Below are 19,203 nucleotides of genomic sequence, written 5' to 3'. Positions count from 1 at the left end.
AGGTTGGCATGCTCAATGCGATGATTTGGGCGCTTGCCTGTTTTGGCGTCGTCGCTGCCGATATAGCCCTGAGCGTCGTTTTGTTCTCCGCCCTTGGCGTCGCATCGGTGTTCATGGGTTTTTCAATCGATGACCTCGACATTCAATTGCTTCAGGCCGTCGCGCAGACGGTATCGTTTTTGATGGCGCTGCTGTGGTGGCGTTATCTGTGGCCGCGCTCGTTTATGGTGCGCTGGCAGGGCGAGCGCCCGCTTGGCGGGGGAGCAGGCAAAGCATGGAGGCGCATCGCCTGCGTTATCGTGATCGGCCTTGCCCTGCAGGTGGTCGTTGGCTACGTGACCGACGCCGTGCTGTCGCTGTTGCCCGAGGCGGCGGCCGATTACAGCGAGCTTGTCGAGGAGACGGGCATGGGCGACACGAGCTATCTGGCCGTCCTGACCACGGTGCTCGGCGCTCCGTTTTGCGAGGAACTGCTGGTGCGCGGTATCATTTTTGAGTTTTCGCTCCGAGCGTTTAACCCGCAGTGCCGTCCGCTCTGGAAACGCCGGCGCCGCGCGAACGCGCAAGACGGCGCCATGGTGCCCTGGGCGGCGCCGGACAAGCGAGGCATCGCCGCGGCGATTGTGCTGCAGGCGGCGGTCTTTGGCTTTATGCATATGAACTGGGTGCAGGGCTGCTACGCCGGCGCCGCCGGTCTGGTCTTTGGCTGGGTGCTCGTGACCACCGGAAAGCTCCGCTACACGATTCTGCTGCACTTTGCCTTTAACGCCGGGTCGTACCTCATGGGCCTGCTGTGGTTTGTGAACACGCCGCTCGACGTGATAATCACGGTCGCGATCGCCGGCGTGATCCTGGTGGAGGCAATGCGCTCGCTGCGCCAAGCGTGTGGGATGGACGCAGCGAGTGCACCACTTCGCTAGTTGCGGCGACCGCCTCCGTTGGCACCCTGACGCCCCTGAGCTGCGCGGTTGCGGCCTGCGGTGTTCTGCGCGCGCGACATGCCGCCGTGACCCTTGCTGCCCTTAGGCCCCTTGCCAGCGCCGGCGTCACCGTGCGGCTTGCCGCCCTTCTTGCCGGTGCCATGCCCACCGCCAGCAGACGTCTCGCCCGGGCGCGGCGGTACGGGACGGATCAGGCAATGCTTGGTGTAGCCGATCAGGTCACGACGCCCGGCTTTTTCCAGCGCCTCGCGCACGAGCTTGTAGTTCTCGGGCTTGCGATACTGGATGAGCGCGCGCTGCATGGCCTTCTCGTGCGGGTCGCGCGCTACATAGATCGGCTCCATGGTGCGCGGGTCCACGCCGGTGTAGTACATGCAGGTCGACATGGTGGACGGGGTGGGGTAGAAGTCCTGCACCTGCTCGGGCATGTAGCCCATGTCGCGCACGGCCTCGGCAAGGTCCACGGCTTCCTTCATCGTCGAGCCGGGGTGGCTCGAGATCAGATACGGCACTACGTACTGCTTGAGTCCGTATTCGCGGTTCAAGCGCTCAAATTTGCGACAGAACGCATCGTAGACGGCGCGGCTCGGCTTGCCCATCACGGAGAGCACCGCGTCGCTCACATGCTCGGGCGCCACGCGTAGCTGGCCCGAGACATGGTGCTCCAGCAGCTCGCGCAAAAACTCGTCCGAGGCATCGGCCATGGTGTAGTCAAAACGGATGCCGCTGCGGACGAAGACCTTCTTGACGCCCGGCAGCTGGCGCAGGTCGCGCAGCAGCTGCGTGTAGCCGCTCTCGTCGACCACCATGTTCTTGCACACGCTCGGCCATAGGCAGCGCTTGTTCTTGCACACGCCATGTTTGAGCTGCTTGTCGCAGGCCGGGCGGCTAAAGTTGGCCGTCGGTCCGCCCACATCGTTGATGTAGCCCTTAAACTCGGGGTCGTGTGTGAGCAGCTCGGCCTCGCGCATGATCGAGTCGTGGCTGCGCATCTGCAGCACGCGGCCCTGGTGGAAGGTCAGCGCGCAAAACGAGCACTCACCAAAGCACCCGCGGTTGGAGCTGATTGAAAACTTGATCTCGGCAAAAGCCGGCACGCCGCCCGCTGCGTCGTAATCGGGATGCCAATCGCGTGCGTAGGGGAGTTCGGCCACCTCGTCCATCTCGTCGGTGGTAAGCGTCGCGGACGGCGGGTTCTGCACCACATAGACGCTGTTGGGGTAGGGTTCTACCAGGCGATGCCCGGTGATGGGGTCCATGTTCTGCTGCTGCACGTTAAAGCTGCGCGCGTAGTTGAGCTTATCGGCGGCAAGGTCGTCCCAGCTGGGCAGCAGGTCGTAGTCGTAGACCTCGTCGAGCGAGCTGGTGCGGTAGACGGTGCCGTTGATATAGGTGATCTGATCGATGGGCAGGCCCGCGTCGAGCGCATCGGCGATCTCGACGATCGCGTGCTCGCCCATGCCGTAGATGAGGATGTCGGCGCCCGAATCGAGCAGCACCGAGCGCTTGAGCTTATCCTGCCAGTAGTCGTAGTGGGCCAGGCGGCGCAGACTCGCCTCGATGCCGCCGATGATGATGGGGGCGTCCTTGAACGTCTGGCGGATGAGGTTGCCGTAGACCGTGACGGCACGATTGGGGCGGTGCCCCTCCTCGCCACCGGGGGTATAGGCGTCGGTGTGGCGGCGGTGCTTGGTCACCGAATAGTGGTTGACCATGGAGTCCATGTTGCCGGCACTGACGAGAAAGCCCAGGCGCGGCTCGCCGAGCACCGTGATGCTGACGGGGTCGGTCCAGTCGGGCTGGCAGACGATGCCCACTTTGTAGCCGTGCGCGTCGAGTACGCGGCTGACGATGGCCATACCAAAGCTGGGGTGGTCCACGTAGGCGTCGCCACAGATATAGACGAAGTCGCACTGGTCCCAACCGCGCGCGTCCATATCGGCGCGGCTGACGGGGAGGAACTTATCGCGGCCCGGGCGCCAGGGGCGGGTGGGCGTCGCTTGGGAATGCTTGGCGCGGGCGACCGTGGCCTGCGCCTTGCCGCCGAGCTTTTGCTGCTGGCCCTGTTTGCCCTGCTGTCCGCGTTGGCTGTTCTGAGCGTGCTGAGGCTTTTTTGCCACGATCCCTCCCGGTGTCTGTATGCTGCACGTAATTGTAACCAGTCTTTTTGGGACGGAGCTAAAAAGACTGGTGGAGTACACGAGGCGTCGGGCGTCGGGTGTGGCGCCGCGCCCGCCGTTTGTTTCCAGACTGTGTATCTGCGCGTTGGGGAGCCCGTCTCGCGCGCATGCCATGTTGTCAATGGGTTACAGTATGAACGGCGGCTATGTTTCCGCCAACGCACGAGAGGGTCGTCAACAAGGAGGATGCACGACGATGCAACGTGCCAAGCAGATATCGGAGTCCATCGAGCTGGGCATCATCTTGGCGCTCGCCGGTGGCTTTATGGACGTTTATTCGTACATTGGGCGCGATCATGTTTTTGCTAACGCGCAGACGGGCAACATACTGCTGGTGGGCGTGAGCATCTCGGAGGGCAATTGGGCACTTGCGGGGCGCTACTTCTTCCCTGTGGTGTCGTTTGCCGTGGGCATTATGCTTGCCGACCTGGTACACGAACGGTTTGGCAGCGTGATTCACTGGCGCCAAGTGACGGTGTTCTTTGAAGCCGTCATCTTGCTGGGCGTGAGCTTTATCCCCGGTGGCGGTTACAACCTGCTCGCCAACTGTCTCACGTCGTTTGCCTGCGGCATGCAGGTTGAGAGCTTCCGCAAGATCCATGGTCACGGCATTGCCACGACGATGTGTATCGGCAACCTCCGTAATGCCTTGCAAAACGTGGACGACTACATCATCACCCATAGGCGTGGCTTTTTGGAAAACGGCCTGCTGTACTTTGGCGTGATCTTTACCTTTGTGTTTGGCGCCGTGCTGGGCAATTGGTGTATTGAGCGCATGGGCCTGCACGCCATTGCGGTGGCGAGCGTGCTGCTGTTTGTCGCGTTTGCCATCATGTTCATCGACCGCGAGCGCGACTTGCGTTTTCGCTGGAAGGTTGCGGCCGAGGCTTGGAAAGAGGGCTGCCGAAAGTAACCGAATGCGGCAGAGGGGTTGTTCCTTTGCCGCATTATTTTTCATCTTCTGTTGAAACGCTTTAACAACTTTGACGTTCTCGCGCGTTTTTTGTTTCAAAAGCGTTAGGATGGGACTTATAGCGCGGGGCGTAATGGATGCCCCGCACACGATGGGAGGCTATCAATGGCTAATCGTTTCGTTCTCAATACCATCTCTTATCATGGTTCCGGCGCCATCAAGGAGATCCCCGGCGAGCTCCAGCGTCGTGGCTACAAGAAGATCTTCGTCTGCTCCGACCCCGATCTGGTCAAGTTTGGCGTTACCGCTAAGGTGACCGACGAGCTCGACGCCGCCGGCATCGCTTGGAGCCTCTACTCCGAGATTAAGCCCAACCCCACCATCCAGAACGTCAAGGACGGCGTCGAGGCCTTTAAGGCCGCCGAGGCTGACGCTATCGTGACCATCGGTGGTGGCTCCTCCATGGACACCGCCAAGGCTATCGGCATCATCATCAACAACCCCGAGTTCGCCGATGTCCGCAGCCTCGAGGGCGTTGCTCCGACTAAGAACCACGCTGTGTTCACCATCGCCGTGCCGACGACCGCCGGTACCGCTGCCGAGGTAACCATCAACTACGTCATCACCGACCCCGAGAAGGTCCGCAAGTTCGTGTGCGTCGACACCAACGACGCCCCTGAGGTCGCCGTCGTCGACCCCGACATGATGGCTTCCATGCCCGCCGGCCTGACCGCTTCCACTGGCATGGACGCTCTGACCCACGCCATCGAGGGCTACACCACCAAGGGCGCTTGGGAGCTCTCCGACATGTTCCACTTTGAGGCTATTAAGCTGATCAGCGAGAACCTGCGCGACTCCGTTGCCGAGGCCAAGTCCGGCCAGCCCGGCTCCGGCCGCGAGGGCATGGCTCTTGGTCAGTATGTCGCCGGCATGGGCTTCTCCAACGTTGGCCTGGGCATCGACCACGCCATGGCTCACACCCTGTCCGCTCACTACGACACTCCGCACGGCGTCGCTTGCGCCATGCTGCTGCCGATCGCCATGGAGTTCAACAAGCCGGTTTGCGCCGAGCGCCTGGCCAAGGTCGCCGTCGCCATGGGCGTTGACACCACGGGCATGAGCACCGACGAGGCCGCCGACGCCGCCATCGCCGCCGTTAAGCAGCTCTCTGCCGACGTGAACATCCCGCACGTCTGCGAGGCCATGAAGGCCGACGAGATCGAGGTCCTGGCCAAGGACGCCATGGCCGACGCCTGCTTCCCGGGCAACCAGCGCGAGGCGACGCTCGACGACGTCATCGAGCTCTTCAAGAAGATCTGCCCGGCTGCCTAACATGGTTCGGCGGGCCCCTGCCCGTTAGCCCCAGAATCGTCCTCGGACATGTCGGAGGCCCCGCTGCGCACTACGTGCGGCGGGGCCTCCTTCTGTCCTGCGGAAAGATTCTGGGGCTAACGGGCAGGGGCCCGCCGGCTCGTTATCGTGGCGGGCGCTGCTCTGGGAAGCTCGATGGGTTGTCTCGCTAGGTAAATAATTGTGCGTGGTGGTATTGTTGCTGTGGGTTTAATTCGATATGAAAGGGTGACTTTGGTGTCCAAGATGGATTCTACGCTCTCCTATATTACTGACCAGTTGAAGGCGCTGACTTCTATTGCTTCACCTACGGGCTATACCCGTGCGGCGACTGATTATCTAATGGAAACGTTGCGCGAGATGGGGTTTGGGCCCGAGCGTTCCAATAAGGGCAACGTGTTGGTTGAGCTTGGCGGCGAGGGCGAGCCGCTCGTATTGGCGAGCCATGTCGATACCCTGGGCGCCATGGTGCGCTCCATCAAGGACAATGGTCGCTTGCGTCCCACGACGCTCGGCGGGCATCAGTGGTCTACGGCCGATGGCGAGAACTGCACCGTTTACACGCGCGATGGCAATGTCTACACGGGTGTGGTTCTCAACACCGAGCCTTCGGCGCATGTGGCCGATGAGCCGGTCAAGACCATCGAGAAGAACATGGAGATCTTGCTCGACGAGAACGTCGATAGCAAGGACGATGTGCTCGAGCTGGGTATTCAGACGGGCGATATCATCGCTATGGATCCGCGTACCACGGTGACGGAGAGCGGCTACATCAAGAGTCGCTTCCTGGATGACAAGCTGTCGGCGTCGATTCTGCTGGGTTTGGCTCGCGCCGTTGCCGACGGCGAGGTGACCCTTTCGCGCAAGGTATCGCTGCTCTTTACCGTGTACGAAGAGGTCGGCCACGGCGGTGCCTTCGTGCCGGCCGACACGCGCGAGATGATCAGCGTTGACATGGGCTGCGTGGGCGACGACCTGGGCTGCACCGAGCGCATGGTGTCGATTTGCGCCAAGGATTCGGGCGGTCCGTACAACTACGACCTGGTAACCACGCTGTCCAACATCGCGCGCGAGCTGGAGCTCGATTACGCCATCGACGTGTATCCGCACTACGGCTCCGACGTCGAGGCCACGCTCTCGGCCGGCTACGACATTCGCCATGGCCTGATCGGCCCCGGCGTGTACGCGAGCCACAACTACGAGCGCAGCCACATCGACGGTGTGCGCAACACCTACGAGCTCGTCCGCGCCTACGTCCAGCGCTAGGGAAGTAGTTTGCGACTCGGCTGACCAATCGCTAAGGCCCGATTTCTCGGGCCTTTTTTCGCCTTAGGTCGTTTAGTATTATGATGTATGTAATATGTTAACTAAACGCGTAAATTACTTAACGAGGTGATGCGGCATATGAATACATCTGAGTACTTATCTATGGGTGATGCCGCCCGCCTGTTGGGCGTTACGAAAGCCCGCATATCGCAACTTGCCGCATCGGGAACGCTCGCGTGCGATATTGTGGGCGGACGGAAGATGGTTGAGTATGATTCTGCGCTCGCTTATCAAAAGGTCCGCAAACGTGGACGCCGTCCTGCGGCCGATGTGGGGCGCAAGTTTACGCTGATGTCGGCCGACCATGAGGTCGCGCATGTCTCATTTGATCCGACACGTGAGTTTCCCTTCGAAATCGCCGAGGTGCTCGATGCGCAGAGGATGCCGTTTGGCACGTGCTCGAGTTCTTCTCCTACGGTGAATAAACGGGAGCTCAACGTGTGGTGGAGCCATCGGTCGGTGCCCGATGTTCGCCCCGGGCTTATCTCGCGCTACCGCGAGCTGGGAATTGTCAACGGCGTTGAGGCACCGGTTCAGTGCCTGGGCCTCTCGCTTTCGGATTGCTATTGGCTGCGGCCGGCAGAATGCGACGGGCTCGAATGGCGAAACCTCAATTACTTCGAGAATGATTTTGAGCGATCGGCGCCCGAGGGGCGTTCGGGTTGGCTGGAGGGCATCGGTCTTAAAAATCCCGACAACACATCCGAGGGCGAGCTTCCTAAATCGTGGATGATTCGCAACGGTGTTCGCGTTCTGGTCAAGGGGTGCGGCATGGACGACCAACGGCCCTTTAACGAGGCGGTTGCAACGGCTCTGCATCGTCGCTTGCTTTCCAAGGGGGAGTTTGTTCCTTACACGGTTGAGCGCATGTTCGATGGCCCTGTGTGTCTGTGCGACGACTTTCTTGACGGCCGCGAGGAATATGTTCCGGCTGTTTACGTTAAGAACGCCCTTGGTGGCCAGCGAGGAAGTTCGACGTACGACCGGTACTGCCGCTTTCTTGGTAAGCATGGAGCAGACGAGGCTGCCGTGAGAAGGTCTATGTCGCAGATGATCGTTTGCGATGCCCTTTTGGCCAACAGCGATCGCCATTGGCGAAACTTCGGCATCATCCGCAATGTCGACACCCTGGAGATAAAACCTGCTCCGCTGTTCGATAGCGGCAACTGCCTGTGGTACAACGTACCAACTGCCGTGCTCGCAGCTGGGGAGTTTGGGTTTTCCGCTAAGCCGTTTGGGCCCGACCCTTCCGTCCAGCTGGCGCTTGCGGATTTGCTCGATTGGTTCGATTCATCGCGGCTCAACGGATTTGTTGATGAGGCGATCGAGATTCTTTCGCAGAGCAAATGGGCCACGGCGGAGGGTCGACTCGAGGCCATCCGCCGCGGCCTCGAGCGTCGCGTAATCGAGGTTGGTGCCGCTGTTGAGGTACTTCGACACGTGCAGCGATAAACCCGCGGCTACTTAAGTGCGCCGGTCACGGTGCCGCCGCCCAGGACGATGTCGCCGCGATAGACTACAACGGCTTGGCCGGGGGCGATGGCGCGCTGCGGCTCGTCAAAGGTCAGCAACATTTGCCCGTCTTCGCCGCACGTAAGGATCGCTGCCTGGTCTTTCTGTCGGTAGCGGTACTTGGCGCCCACGCGGATGCCGCCGGCATCCAGCTCGGCCTCCATGCGGTCGGCAGGGGCGCTCCAGATCCAGTCGTTGGCCGTGAGCGCCGTGGCCGTCAGGTCCTCTGCCTCGCCCAGATGCACGGTGTTGTTGACGGCGTCGACACCCGTTACGTACACGGGATGCGCCATCGCGACGCCCAGGCCCTTGCGCTGGCCGATGGTGTAGCGCAGCGCGCCGTTGTGGCGCCCGACCACGCTGCCGTCGCGCCACATAATGTCGCCCGGTGCAGCGGGATGTCCGCAACGGCGCTCGATATAGCCCGCGTAGTCACCGTCTGGAATAAAGCAGATATCCTCGCTTTCGGCCTTCTTGGCGTTGATGAAGCCCTGCTCGGCGGCAATCCGGCGCACGTTGCGCTCCTTGTCCAGACCCGCCAGCGGAAAAATCGTGCGCGCCAGACGCTCCTGCGTAAGCGAATACAAAAAGTAACTCTGGTCCTTTTTGGGGTCCTCGCCGCGATGCAGCTGCCAGGTGCCGTCTGCCGCCTGGCTTGTTTTGGCGTAATGGCCCGTGGCGATGTAGTCGCAGCCCATGTCCAGCGCTGCATCGAGCAGCGCGCCAAACTTAATATGGCGGTTGCAGATGATACACGGATTGGGCGTCAGCCCCTCCTGGTAGGCGTTCATAAAACGCTCGACAACGTTGCGGTCGAAGGTTTGCTGCAAGTCGAGCACGTGATGGGGTATCCCCAGGCGCTCGGCGACGGCCTTTGCATCGGCGATGTCGTGGTCGACCTTACTCATGCCCGTGGCGGGATCGGGCGCGGGGCAGGTGAGGCGCATGGTGGCACCGACACATTCGTAACCCTGACTTTTGAGCAGATACGCGGTCACGCTGGAATCGACGCCGCCGCTCATGGCGACGAGCACGCGCTTGTTGTGCATGGGGAGGTTCTCCTTGGTGGCATGTGGCCAAAAAAGAAAAGCGGCGCGGGAGGCTGGTTCCGCGCCGCAGGCATTGTAGCAAGTTCGGGCGTCCTGTGGGACACCCTGTTGGGATGAGCTCAGGCTGCCAGAAGAGAGGGGAGACCGGCGTGCCTTGGACTCGTTCTAAGAACGAGAGCTCTAGTCCTGGAAGAGTGCCGTGGACAGGTAGCGCTCGCCGGTGTCGGCGAGCAGCGCCACGATGGTCTTGCCCTCGTTCTCGGGGCGCTTGGCCAGCTGCAGTGCGGCCCACACGGCGGCGCCGGACGAAATGCCCACGAGCACGCCCTCCTTGTGGCCCACGGCGCGGCCGGTGGCAAAGGCGTCGTCGTTCTCGACGGGGATGATCTCGTCGTAGACCTGGGTGTCGAGGACGTCGGGCACAAAGCCGGCACCGATACCCTGGATCTTATGCGGGCCGGCCTGGCCCTTGGAGAGCACCGGGGAGGTGGCGGGCTCGACGGCGACGACCTGAATCTCGGGGTTTTGCTCCTTGAGGAACTCGCCCACGCCGGTCACGGTGCCGCCGGTGCCGACGCCGGCGACGAAGATGCCGACCTTGCCGTCGGTGTCGTCCCAGATCTCGGGGCCGGTCGTGGCCTTGTGAATGGCCGGGTTCGCGGGGTTCACAAACTGGCCGGCGATGATGCTGTTGGGGGTCTCCTTCTGCAACTCTTCGGCCTTGGCGATAGCGCCCTTCATGCCTTTGGAGCCGTCGGTGAGCACGAGCTGCGCACCGTATGCCTGCATCAGCTTGCGGCGCTCGACGGACATGGTCTCGGGCATGGTGATGATCACCTTGTAGCCGCGGGCCGCCGCCACCGAAGCGATGCCGACGCCGGTGTTGCCGCTCGTGGGCTCGATGATGGTGTAGTCGCCACCGCGCACGAGCTTGCCGGCCTTCTCGGCCTCGTCAATCATGTTCTTGGCGACGCGGTCTTTGACGGACCCGGCGGGGTTGAAGTATTCCAGTTTGACGAGCACACGGGCCTTGAGGTCCTCGTCGGCCTCGAAGTGGGTGAGCTCCAGAAGCGGGGTGTGGCCGATAAGCTGATCGATGGACGTGTAAACATTGCTCATGGTGAACCTCCAAAGTGTTCAAATGACTGGATACCGTGTGGTTTTACGGTGTGTGTGGCAGCGAAACCCACAAACCCTATAGGTTGTTCGTTTTGCTGTTGGCAAGCATAGTAGACAGTAAAGCCTAGTAACGCAATAGGAAATAGAAGATTATTACGAGTCGATTAACCATCTTGACGGGAATAGGTATTTTTAAAACCAATTTTTCGGCTAGAATTTCTACGAATTAAAAGACCGAAAGGCAGCTATATATATGTTGGTTTCCACAAAGGGCAGATATGCCCTGCGCGTTATGGTCGACCTGGCCGAGCACCAGGCGACAGGCCGTATCCCGCTTAAAGAGATTGCGGCGCGTCAGGGTATTTCGGAGAAGTACCTCGAGAATATTCTGGCTACGCTCGTGCGCGCCAACATGCTCTCGGGCATGCGCGGCAAGGGCGGCGGCTATGTGCTCACGCGCCCGCCCGAGCAGTACACGGTGGGCGAGATCTTGCGCCTGACCGAGGGCAGTCTGGCGCCGGTCGCCTGCCTGGATGGCGACTGCAAGGGTTGCTCGCGCTCTGACGAGTGCCCCACGCTCGACGTGTGGAAGAACCTGGACAAGCTTATCAACGACTACCTCGACGGTGTGACGCTCGATCAACTTGTCGCTCCCAACGAAGGCTACGACTACGTGATCTAGCCCACCTGCCATTTGGGGACGGGGTGGAAATGGCAGATTCTCTCGCCCTTTGAGACTTGGCAAATAAGAAGGCCGCCCATTTTTGTGATGGGCGGCCTTCGTTTTGGGCTGTTGAGACGGGCGCGGCCGGAATGGCCGTTTTAGCCCTCGGCGATGCTGTCGAGGATGCTGCGCATGATGGACACCAGGATGCTGCCCATGAAGGCCGATCCAAAGCTGGCGATGGAGATACCCGCGCCCAGCAGATTGACCGACAGATAGCTGGCCAGCTCGAGCATAAAGCTGTTGACTACGAGCTGAAAAATACCCAGCGTAATGATCGTGAGCGGCAGCGAGATAACCGTCAGGAACGGCTTGACGAGCGAATCGACGATGTTCAGGAACAGTCCCACGAAGGCGAAACAGACCCAGGCCTCGGCAAAACCGAAGGGCTGGATGCCGGGGACGAGGAACGTGGCAATCGCGATGGCGATCGAGGTAAAGAGCCAGTTAAGCATAAAGCGCATGGTGTGAATCCTTTCTTGCGCAGGGTGCGTCGGCGTCGCGTGAAGCGGTTTGCTGCGGCAGCTTGGACGGCCGCTCGGGTGTGCCGCCTTGTTCGGCCGCCCATTGTCTCAGATATTCGTGGAGCTTACGTGCGCATTCGGTTTCAAAACGGCGTTCGTCCTGAAAACGCGCCGCTGGCAGAGAGTCTTGTCGCTTTAGTTTGGTGGTGTGCTACACTGCTACGGGCAAAAGCCACAGGCGTTGCCCTATTGCATAGAACGGGCGAACGATGCCCGATGTCAGTATCAACTTCGATGCCTTATGGCGGGTTTGGCGGTGATCGATGAATATCGAGAACATGTTTGACAAGCCTGATGTCAAGCAGCTGGTCCACGCATTTAGTCTTTTGGATGACGAGAAGGATATCCAGGCTTTTTTGACCGATATCTGCACGCCGCGCGAGATCTGCGATCTTTCGCAACGTCTGCAGGTTGCGCGTTATCTGGATGAGGGCGAGCCTTATGTTGAGGTTCAGGCCCGCACCGGCGCTTCGTCCACTACGGTGAGCCGCGTTTCAAAGGCACTCAACGGCGAGTACGGTGGCTATCGCAAGATCCTCATCAAGCTGGAGGATGGCGAGTAGGCCAGCGGCAACAAACGAATTGCGCAGAACCGTCCCTTCGGGGGCGGTTTTTTGATCCTTTGGGGACGGAGGAAAACGGATCACTGGGTTAGACTGACCTCCTCGGTGATCCATTTTCCTCCGTCTCCAAGGGGTCAAATCTGTTGGCGTGGGGCAAATCTGTCCGCGCGGGCGGGTAGGATGGAAACATTGAATATTGCGAACGGTTTGAGTGGAGGACCATGCCTGTTCGAATCTATACCACCAACGCCGGCGCGGATTTGAGCGATGCCGAGGCGGCGCTGCTTGCCGACCTTATTGCCCGCCACGGGCGTGCCGTGCTGCTGGCGCCAACGTTTGCCGAGCTCGACCTGTGCCGTCATGATGCGGCGGAAGCCGGCGTTTCGCTGGGTATTGACTACAAGACGCCTACATCGTGGCTTCGCTCGCTTTGGGAGCTTTTGGGCGACGGGCGCGGTTTCGTCGACAACCTGCAGCGCCAGATGCTGTTTTCGGACATGGTAGCGCGCCTCGACGACGCCGACCTGCAGCCGCTTTCGCGCAGCCAGGGCACGGTGCGTATGCTCGCGCGTATGGCTCGCGATGTGCTGCCGGGTGTGGCAGGGACAGGCGCCGAGCGTTGCTGCGACAACGTTTGCAAGCCCAAGCCCAAAAGCGACGCCGAGGCTCGCGTGTTTGAACTTTTGTGCGCCTATGCGCGCGGTTTGGACCGTCGAGATATGGTCGAGCCCTGCGAGGCGGCTGACATTATGGCCGGCGCTTTGGCCGACAACCTGCCGGGGTGCGCCCGCGCCGTTTGCGTGTGCGGCGTCACGTCATTTACGTATAGCCTGCTCGAGCTGCTGTCCGCCGTGGCAAACAACGGGGGAGAGGTTGTCGTGCTGCTTGCCCGCGAGCAAGCGGCGATGCGCGAGGAGCTTGCCGCGGCATTTGATGTCCGCGGTGTGCTGTTTGAGATCGCGCCGCTGGGGGAGGGCGCCGCCGCGCCCCAGACTGCCTCCAAGTCCGCTGCTCAGCCTGCCTTTATTGAGGTCGCCGGCCCCCATGCCCGTGCCCATGCTTATGCGGACGTCATCGATAAGTTGGTGAAAGCGCACAAGGAGTCCAAGGACGATAAAGCTGCTGCAACACCCGCCGACCCCGTACGCGTGCTCGTTGTTTCTGCCCGGGCACCCCAGCTGTTCGGCGAGCTTGCCGCTCGTTTGGCGGCGCGCCACGTTGCTGCCGAGACGGCCGAGTTCACGGCGTTTTCCCAATCCATTGCGGGCAGGCAGTTCACGGCGCTCGCCAACCTGATCGAGCGTATGAAGGCCGCCGACGAAGGGGCAGCTTCTAAGACTGAGTGGTGGCCCGCTCCGGAGCTTACCGACTGGATTTACAGCCCGCTTTCGGGTGCCGACGCCGCCAGCGCGCGCACGTTCGACAAGAATATGCGACTGTCGCGCAGCAAGACCACTGCGGGCGTCAAGAGCCTGCTGCAGAGCGTGCAGGGCCAGGTGAGGGGCGCGCGTAAAGCGGCGAGCGACGAGAACTGGTTTAAGAACGTGCCGTGCGTGATCTCGGACGTGTTCCAGGCGCTGTGGCGCGACAAACCCGTGACGGCGCTCAAGGCCATGCTTGCCGTTGCCGAGGCACTGCCCGATCGCGCACTTGGCGGTCTCGACGGTCAGGCCCGTCGCCAGGCGGAGGTGGCCCTGCTGCGCCACGTCATCGACATCCTTATGAATGGCGCCCGTGCGCTCGACGTGTCGCAGGCCGCGACCGTGCCCGTGCTCGATGACATTCGAACCAAGGTGGACAAGCGTAGCGCCGCCTACGATTACGAGACCTACGAGGTTGACCGTGCGCCACGCGCCCAGGTTCGCTTTGCTTCGCTTGCCGATGCGGCGGCTCTGCGCCCCGGCAGCTACGATGCCGGGCTGTTTGCCGATGTCGATCTGGACAGCTATCCGCTCTCACACGAAGAGGGGCCGCTGACCACGCTGACGGCGAGCCTCGGTCGCGAGGGCGTGACGCTTGAGCCTGCGGCCTTGCTGCGCGCACGCTTTGGCCGCGCGATACAAGCGTCGCGCGGTCCGGTTGCGCTTGCCCGCGTGACGCACGATCGCCAGGCGCGCGAGTGCTACCCGGCTGCCGTGTGGACCGAGTTGCGGGCGCATGCCGAGGCCGCTAACGATGCTAAGGCCGCTGACGCCGACAAGGCCGCTGACGACGCTAAGGCCGTTGGCGCCGACAAGGCGAAGTGCGTGGGTGAGGGCGATATCGTAAGGGACTTCGATCCCGCGGCAGGCGAAGGTCTTAGGCGCGAGCGCGTGACCTGCGAAGCTCCTCAGCATCTGAGCGATGAAGCCATTCCGTATCTGGTCCTGCGCCGTCGCGATGGCGAGGGCGAGGATGCGCCGCTGGTGCCGCGCCTGACGTCTGCCTCGCAGATCGAGGCCTATTCGACCTGCCCGCTGTGCTGGTTCGTCTCGTATCGCGTCAAACCCCAGTCGATCGACGCCGGCTTTGGCAACATGGAGAAGGGCAACTTTGTCCATGACGTGCTGGAGCACTTGCATGCCCGTCTGCCCCAGGAGGGCATGGAGCGCGTGACGCCCGAGAACCTGCCACGTGCTCAGGAGCTGCTGCACGAGGTCTTTGCCGAGACCCTGGCCGAGCACGCCGGCAAGCGCGGTACCGAGGGCCCGCTGGTGCCGCTCTCTCCAGTGGAGGAGCGCCAAGTGGCCGAGATTTTGCCGCAGCTGGAGGGCGTGCTTGCCTATGAAGCCGAGGCGCTCGCGCCCTTCGCGCCGCGCTACCTGGAGTTTGCGTTCAACGAGCTCCAGGTCGAGTATGCCGGCTGGCCGCTTGGCGGGCGCATCGACCGCGTGGACGTGGACGCCGAGAATCGCGCCGTGGTAATCGACTACAAGCATCGCACGGGCGTTGAGGAGTTTAAGCTCGCCGACCCTACGGTGCGCGACGAGGAATCAGGCACGGCGCCCATCGACGATCCGCGGTGGCTGCCGCCCCATACCCAGACGCTTATCTATGCGCAGGCTATGCGCCGGGCGCTGGATCTGGACACCCGCGCGGCGCTCTATTTTTCGACCAAGGGCGGCAAACCGGCGCTGCGAGGCGCCGCGAGTGCCGAGCTGCTCGAGGAGGAGCGTGGTGACGGCCGCATCCCGGGGCTTAAGAAGGGCTTTCCCGGCGAGGGCGGCAGCATGGACTTCGACGCCCTGCTCGATCGCGTGGAGGACGGCATCGCCGAGCGCCTGCGCGAGCTCGAGGCAGGCAACGTTGCCGCCGTCGACCCGGCGTCGACGCAGGCCGCGCATGCGCGCTGCTCGTATAACCACGAAGGAACGTTTGTAAGGAGGGACGTGTAGACCATGGATCTTTCGACTTTGATGCCGCAACAACTGCAAGTCGTCAAAACGCTCGACCGCCCGCTGTTTGTCTCGGCAGGTGCCGGCTCGGGCAAGACCTTTACCCTCACGCGCCGCATCGTCTATGCGCTCTCGCCCGAATCCGGTCCGTTTGTCGAGCATCTGGATCAGGTGCTCGCCATTACCTTTACCAAAGATGCCGCGGCCGAGATTCGCGACCGCGTGCGTCGCGCGCTTATCGAAGAGGGTATGGACGAGGAGGCCCTGACCGTCGACGATGCGTGGATCTCGACCATTCACGGCATGTGTTCGCGCATCCTGCGCGCGCATGCGTTGGAGCTGGGCATCGATCCCGAGTTCACGGTGCTTACCGATACCGATGAGCTTATGGATCAGGCTGTTGAGCATGTGCTGGCCCGAGCGACGGCGCCCGATGCCGCCCCCGAGCTCGCCGCTTCGCTTAAAAGCCTCTACGCCTGGTATCCCATGGCAGGCGAGGGTGGCCTCTTTGGCGCCGGCACCACCATCAAGGGCCTGGTGCGTGAGCTGCTGGAGCTCTCGAGCCAGCTGCCGGGCGGTATGGACGACGTGTGCGTGGCGCGCGGCCAGGCCGATACCTCGGCACTCGCCGATGCCTATCGTGCGGCGCTGGGCGCAAGCAAGGCCGCGACCGAGAAAGCGCAGGTGGCACTCGATGCCATCGACGCGTTTGAGGCGAGCGGCAAAACCATGGAGGATGCGGCGCGACTCATGATGTCGTGCAGCATGCCTCGGGCGAGCAAGGCGTTTCCTAAGGAGCAGGTGGAGCTGCTCAAGGCCGAGGCCGCCGATGCATTTATCAATATCGTGCTTGCCTGCGGCGGTCCGGCGCTCGATGCGCTGGTGGGGCTTGCTCGTGCTGTGGAGGCTGAGTATCGCGCGCTGAAGGCCGGCCAGTCCGCGCTCGATAACAACGACCTACTGCGTATGGCGTACGAGGCGCTGCGCGACTATCCGGCTATTCGAGCGGCCTATGAGGGCCGCTTTAAGATGGTCATGATCGACGAGTTCCAGGATACCGACCAGATGCAGGTCGATTTGATCCGTTACCTGACGGGCGCGGGGGAGCGCGCACTGTGCACCGTAGGCGATGCGCAGCAGTCGATCTACCGCTTCCGTGGTGCCGAGGTCGAGGTGTTCCGTCGCCAGGAGCGCAAGGTGGGTTCGACGACGGCGTCCGAGACGGTCGCCACGTCCGATGCCCCCGCCGGCGAGCTCGTCAAGCTTGTACGCAACTTCCGCAGCCACGACGAGGTGCTGCGCTATGTGGCGCGCGTCTTTGACGGCGACACCGGTGGTTTGATGCAGGGGTTCTTGGATCTTGAACCGAGCGACGAACGCGAGGACAAGCTCAAGGCGAAGGCATCGCGCCGCCAGGCGATCTTCGTTGCCGGTGACAGTACGCAGGAGCGAACGCAGGCGAAAGCTCGTGCGATTGCGGAGCGATTCCAAGCACTCGTTAAAGCGGGCCAGCCCCAGGGCAGCATGGTCCTGCTGCTGGGCCGCATGACCAACGCCGATGTCTATGCGCAGGCCTTCCGCGACCAGGGGCTCGACTGCGTCATCGCGGGCGGCTCGGTCTTTGCCCAGGCTGCCGAGGTCCAAACGGTGCGTGCTCTGGTGTGCGCGCTTGCTAACCCGGCCGATACGGCGCAGGGTCTTATGCCGCTGCTGGCCTCGCCGATGTTTGCGCTCGGCGGTCAGGAGTTCCTGGCGCTGGCGACCAAGCTGGACGACCAGACGGGGGAGACCTCGCGCCGCAACATCGACGTGGGCATCATGAGCGATTGCGATGTGCCGGGGCTGCGGGATCTGCCGCTGCTGACGCGCGCCCGCGAGGTGCTGCGCTATGCGCTTCGTCGCGTGGGGCGCGATTCGTTCGCCGCCATCGCGCGCGATACTGTCAACGCCTCCGGCTGGTTTGTGCGTCTGGCGCAGCGTGGTCCCGAGGGCAAGGCCATCGCCGCCAACGTGCTCAAGGCGCTCGACGCCGTGGCCGAGGCAGAGGCCGAGCTCGGCAATTCTCCGCGCTCCATCGCGCTCGCCTTCGACCGCTTCTTGGCGGGCAAGGAGGCCCCGGGCGCGCTCAACGAGGAGGGCGACGGCGCGGTGCGCATCATGACGGTGCATGCGTCCAAGGGTCTGGAGTATCCGGTCGTAGCGGTTGCCGAGTGTTTTGGCGTGCGCAAATCGTCCGGTGCGGCTCAGATGGGGCGTGTCGAGGGCGGAGCGCAGGTCGTGGCGCTGCCGGCACGCTTCGACGGCGTTAAACTCGCGGACGGCACGTTCGTGAAGGGCGATGACGTCAAAAAGCAGTTTGAGCACGCGTTTAAGGGCAAGGGCATGTCGCTGTGGCTGCCGCCAGAGCTCATGGAGGACGTCTGTGCGACGGGCTCTCCCGCCGAGGCATTTGCCCGCCTGCGTAACGACGACCTGCAGCTTTCGCTCGAGGAGCGGGCTCGCTTGCTCTATGTCGCCATGACGCGTGCGCGAGAGCTGGTCATTCTGGCGATGGATGCCGGCGTGAGCCGCGGCAAGGTGACGGCGCCGACCTTCGACGTCGAGACCGATCTGACCTATGACGTGCTGCGTCGTATTCTGCCTACCGACGCTCTGGACATGCCGCAGCTCGATGCCGACCGCCTGGTGTTCGACAACTCCAAGCCGGGCGACTACGAGCTCATTTCGCTTTCGGACTTTACCTTTGGCGAGCAGGCGTTTGAGGCCAACGCTTCGCTGGATGCCGAGGGCAGGCTTGTCCGCGGCGATGCGGAGCCGGAGGGCGCCGGTGCGGATGCCCGCGCCGCCGTTCCCGGCCCTGCCGACCCCGAGCCCGATGCGTTTGAGCTCGTGTATCCCCAGACGGTGGGCGTGCGCATGGGCGCCTGCCCGTATCCGGCGCGCGATTCGTACAGCTACTCGTCAATTGCCGCGGCGCTGCATGCCGAGTCCGAGGACCGTGCCGCCGAGGCACACACGCCCATGGACGAGGCCGGCGATGATGCGGAGTCGGATGGTTCCGAGATGACGGATGCAGGCGTGGCCGCCGTTGAGCCCGCCGGCAACCCCATGGCGCTGGGCTCGGCGTTCCATGCCGCCTGCCAGTGGCTGATCGAGATGGGTGCCGATGCGCTGCCCGCTGAGCGTGCCGATGCGCTGGCGCGCCTGTGGTGCCTGACGCCGGAGCAGCGCGAACGCTTCGACGTTGCCCTGGACCGCTGGCTCAAGTCGGCGGTCCGTGCCGAGCTGCTTGCCTGGCCGTGCATCCGTGCCGAGGTGCCGTTCTTCTCGCTGGGCTGCGAGGACGAGGACATCGCCCGCTACGGTGCATATGCCGAGGGCGCCATCGACGCCTTGGCGACGAACCCGGCGGATTCGTCACGCGCGCTGGTCATCGACTACAAGACGGGCGGCACACCGGACGAGACGCCGGAACAGCTGCGGGAGAAGCACGCCCTGCAGGCGCGCGTCTACGCCGATGTTCTGCACAAGGCGGGCTTTGAGGCCGTGACCGTCAAGTTCGTCCGCGCGGAGCAGGTCGACCCCGCCAACCCCTGCGAGCCCCAAGTGGTCACCTACAACCTTTAGC

General features: G+C 62.5%; 13 protein-coding genes. 9 read left to right on the top strand and 4 right to left on the bottom strand.

Going from position 1 to position 19,203, the window contains the following annotated elements; all coding sequences use genetic code 11:
- Positions 1 to 8 precede the first annotated feature (8 nt).
- Positions 9 to 920, top strand: coding sequence for a CPBP family intramembrane glutamic endopeptidase (locus ACGHIZ_RS08400; RefSeq protein ID WP_390398597.1), 912 nt, complete (start codon positions 9 to 11; stop codon positions 918 to 920).
- On the opposite strand, the gene ACGHIZ_RS08395 is transcribed toward ACGHIZ_RS08400, so the two are convergent.
- Complete coding sequence (locus tag ACGHIZ_RS08395; RefSeq protein WP_390447468.1) at positions 917 to 3,061, bottom strand: YgiQ family radical SAM protein; 2,145 nt, start codon at positions 3,059 to 3,061, stop codon at positions 917 to 919. The genes ACGHIZ_RS08400 and ACGHIZ_RS08395 overlap by 4 nt on opposite strands.
- A 256-nt stretch (positions 3,062 to 3,317) precedes the next feature.
- Between ACGHIZ_RS08395 and ACGHIZ_RS08390 the strand changes: the two genes are divergently transcribed.
- The 4 genes from ACGHIZ_RS08390 (at position 3,318) to ACGHIZ_RS08375 (ending at position 8,162) form a co-directional block, all read left to right on the top strand.
- Positions 3,318 to 4,034: a YoaK family protein gene (locus ACGHIZ_RS08390; protein WP_390447465.1), complete on the top strand. Its 717-nt coding sequence runs from the start codon at positions 3,318 to 3,320 to the stop codon at positions 4,032 to 4,034.
- Positions 4,035 to 4,199: 165 nt separating this feature from the next.
- Positions 4,200 to 5,366 carry a lactaldehyde reductase gene (gene fucO, locus ACGHIZ_RS08385; protein WP_390447462.1) on the top strand — a complete coding sequence of 389 codons (1,167 nt, stop codon included), beginning with the start codon at positions 4,200 to 4,202 and terminating at the stop codon, positions 5,364 to 5,366.
- Positions 5,367 to 5,630: 264 nt separating this feature from the next.
- Positions 5,631 to 6,650 carry a M42 family metallopeptidase gene (locus ACGHIZ_RS08380; protein ID WP_390449913.1) on the top strand — a complete coding sequence of 340 codons (1,020 nt, stop codon included), beginning with the start codon at positions 5,631 to 5,633 and terminating at the stop codon, positions 6,648 to 6,650.
- A gap of 138 nt (positions 6,651 to 6,788) precedes the next feature.
- The gene (locus ACGHIZ_RS08375) at positions 6,789 to 8,162 is read left to right on the top strand and encodes a hypothetical protein (RefSeq protein WP_390447459.1); all 1,374 of its coding nucleotides are present in this window, start codon (positions 6,789 to 6,791) and stop codon (positions 8,160 to 8,162) included.
- Positions 8,163 to 8,170: 8 nt separating this feature from the next.
- Here the strand turns inward: ACGHIZ_RS08375 and mnmA are convergent, their stop codons facing one another.
- Together mnmA and cysK are read right to left on the bottom strand one after the other, a co-directional pair.
- On the bottom strand, positions 8,171 to 9,271 hold the full coding sequence (mnmA, locus tag ACGHIZ_RS08370) for a tRNA 2-thiouridine(34) synthase MnmA (protein ID WP_390447456.1): 1,101 nt from the start codon (positions 9,269 to 9,271) through the stop codon (positions 8,171 to 8,173).
- 180 nt (positions 9,272 to 9,451) lie between these two features.
- Positions 9,452 to 10,390, bottom strand: coding sequence for a cysteine synthase A (cysK, locus tag ACGHIZ_RS08365; RefSeq protein ID WP_195404130.1), 939 nt, complete (start codon positions 10,388 to 10,390; stop codon positions 9,452 to 9,454).
- Positions 10,391 to 10,643: 253 nt separating this feature from the next.
- Between cysK and ACGHIZ_RS08360 the strand changes: the two genes are divergently transcribed.
- On the top strand, positions 10,644 to 11,072 hold the full coding sequence (locus ACGHIZ_RS08360) for an Rrf2 family transcriptional regulator (protein WP_117564502.1): 429 nt from the start codon (positions 10,644 to 10,646) through the stop codon (positions 11,070 to 11,072).
- Positions 11,073 to 11,212: 140 nt separating this feature from the next.
- Here the strand turns inward: ACGHIZ_RS08360 and ACGHIZ_RS08355 are convergent, their stop codons facing one another.
- Entirely contained in the window at positions 11,213 to 11,578 is a 366-nt protein-coding gene (locus ACGHIZ_RS08355; RefSeq protein ID WP_055250947.1) for a phage holin family protein, read from the bottom strand.
- Between the two features lie 323 nt (positions 11,579 to 11,901).
- Between ACGHIZ_RS08355 and ACGHIZ_RS08350 the strand changes: the two genes are divergently transcribed.
- The 3 genes from ACGHIZ_RS08350 to ACGHIZ_RS08340 all read left to right on the top strand — a co-directional run bounded on the left by ACGHIZ_RS08350 (position 11,902) and on the right by ACGHIZ_RS08340 (position 19,202).
- Positions 11,902 to 12,201: a YerC/YecD family TrpR-related protein gene (locus ACGHIZ_RS08350; protein WP_022094855.1), complete on the top strand. Its 300-nt coding sequence runs from the start codon at positions 11,902 to 11,904 to the stop codon at positions 12,199 to 12,201.
- 221 nt (positions 12,202 to 12,422) lie between these two features.
- A complete protein-coding gene (locus ACGHIZ_RS08345) occupies positions 12,423 to 15,575 on the top strand; it encodes a PD-(D/E)XK nuclease family protein (protein ID WP_390447452.1) in 3,153 nt (1,050 codons plus the stop codon).
- A 3-nt stretch (positions 15,576 to 15,578) separates the two neighbouring features.
- A complete protein-coding gene (locus ACGHIZ_RS08340) occupies positions 15,579 to 19,202 on the top strand; it encodes a UvrD-helicase domain-containing protein (RefSeq protein ID WP_390447449.1) in 3,624 nt (1,207 codons plus the stop codon).
- Position 19,203 lies beyond the last annotated feature (1 nt).

The organism is Collinsella sp. i05-0019-G5 (assembly GCF_042851345.1).
Taxonomy (GTDB): Bacteria; Actinomycetota; Coriobacteriia; order Coriobacteriales; family Coriobacteriaceae; genus Collinsella.
Note: the sequence above shows the minus strand (reverse complement) of the source record. Positions and strands in the feature narration are given on the sequence as shown.

Coding starts and splice junctions, on each gene's coding strand:
- ACGHIZ_RS08345 (WP_390447452.1), top strand. CDS start 12,423: ATGCCTGTTCGAATCTATACCACCAACGCCGGCGCGGATTTGAGCGAT.
- ACGHIZ_RS08360 (WP_117564502.1), top strand. CDS start 10,644: ATGTTGGTTTCCACAAAGGGCAGATATGCCCTGCGCGTTATGGTCGAC.
- ACGHIZ_RS08390 (WP_390447465.1), top strand. CDS start 3,318: ATGCAACGTGCCAAGCAGATATCGGAGTCCATCGAGCTGGGCATCATC.
- ACGHIZ_RS08340 (WP_390447449.1), top strand. CDS start 15,579: ATGGATCTTTCGACTTTGATGCCGCAACAACTGCAAGTCGTCAAAACG.
- ACGHIZ_RS08350 (WP_022094855.1), top strand. CDS start 11,902: ATGAATATCGAGAACATGTTTGACAAGCCTGATGTCAAGCAGCTGGTC.
- ACGHIZ_RS08375 (WP_390447459.1), top strand. CDS start 6,789: ATGAATACATCTGAGTACTTATCTATGGGTGATGCCGCCCGCCTGTTG.
- cysK (WP_195404130.1), bottom strand. CDS start 10,390: ATGAGCAATGTTTACACGTCCATCGATCAGCTTATCGGCCACACCCCG.
- ACGHIZ_RS08355 (WP_055250947.1), bottom strand. CDS start 11,578: ATGCGCTTTATGCTTAACTGGCTCTTTACCTCGATCGCCATCGCGATT.
- mnmA (WP_390447456.1), bottom strand. CDS start 9,271: ATGCACAACAAGCGCGTGCTCGTCGCCATGAGCGGCGGCGTCGATTCC.
- ACGHIZ_RS08400 (WP_390398597.1), top strand. CDS start 9: ATGCTCAATGCGATGATTTGGGCGCTTGCCTGTTTTGGCGTCGTCGCT.
- ACGHIZ_RS08380 (WP_390449913.1), top strand. CDS start 5,631: ATGGATTCTACGCTCTCCTATATTACTGACCAGTTGAAGGCGCTGACT.
- fucO (WP_390447462.1), top strand. CDS start 4,200: ATGGCTAATCGTTTCGTTCTCAATACCATCTCTTATCATGGTTCCGGC.